The organism is Psychrobacter sp. CAL346-MNA-CIBAN-0220 (assembly GCF_040309805.1).
GTDB lineage: Bacteria > Pseudomonadota > Gammaproteobacteria > Pseudomonadales > Moraxellaceae > Psychrobacter.
This window is the reverse complement of record NZ_JBEOPF010000588.1, coordinates 1-248: the sequence shown is the minus strand read 5'-3', so window position 1 is coordinate 248 and position 248 is coordinate 1. Positions and strand designations below refer to the sequence as shown.

1 protein-coding gene is annotated in these 248 nt (G+C 39.9%); it reads right to left on the bottom strand.

The annotated features are described in order from the left end of the window. Positions 1 to 248, bottom strand: a 248-nt coding sequence (locus AAEY88_RS14905) for a hypothetical protein (RefSeq protein WP_350563643.1), incomplete at both ends; no start/stop codon positions are given.

Genomic DNA, 248 nt, shown 5'->3' with positions numbered 1-248 from the left:
ACGTTTTATCACCGCGACCGGTACCATTTACTGCGCCATCGTCTTTATTATATGTGTAAACACCTGCTGCGTTACCATCCCACACATAGCTGTAGTTGGTGGCGTAAACAACATCGAACCACGAACCCCATTGTTTACCAATGGTAATTTGACCATATTTATCATGCGATAAGCCGGCATAACCTAAGCGGTTATATAAAAACTCATCTTGAATAGATTCAAAACGGTTATTATAAACAATATCACTG